We start from the raw sequence: 620 nt of genomic DNA on the forward strand, positions 1-620 counted from the left end.
GGCGGCCGGCGGCGGCAGCGCGGGTGCGGTGGCGAGGCTGGAGCATGTGCGGGGCCGTTTCCTCGAGGTCGGGTACGTGGACGGCCGGGTGGTGCTGGTCAGGGCCTCGGACGGGCGCCGGGTGGAGTACGGCTATGACGAGGCCGGCAGGCTGATCCGGGTGGCGACGGACCTGGGTGCGCGGACGTACCGGTGGAACGGGCAGGGCCTGGTTGATGCTGTGGTCTCGGCTGCGGGTGTTGTTGAGGCGGAGAACAGTTACGACGAACACGGCAGGGTGGTCCTGCAGGTGACCCAGCATGGGCGGCGGACCAGGTTCGCGTACCTGCCGGGCCGGGTGACGGTGGTGTCGGACGAGGACGGTACCCGGTCCAACTCGTGGATCGCGGATGCGAAGGGGCGCCTGGTCGGGGTGCTGGACAGTCATGATCTGCGCCAGTCGATGGCGTATGACGCGCACGGGAACCTGGTGTCCTTCACCGAGCGTGACGGGGCGGTCACGGTGCACGGCTATGACGGGCGGGGCCGGAGGGTCCGGACCGTGACCCCGGAGGGTGCGGACCTGAGCTATGGCTGGGACGGGCAGGACCGCATCACCACCGTGGTGACGGAGTCCGGGG

1 pseudogene is annotated in these 620 nt (G+C 70.6%); it reads left to right on the plus strand.

Annotated elements, in window-relative coordinates:
* Positions 1–620, plus strand: a pseudogene (locus ARGLB_RS19715) (RHS repeat protein); the annotation flags it as partial.

Origin of the sequence: Arthrobacter globiformis NBRC 12137 (genome assembly GCF_000238915.1) — a bacterium.
Lineage (GTDB): Bacteria > Actinomycetota > Actinomycetes > Actinomycetales > Micrococcaceae > Arthrobacter > Arthrobacter globiformis.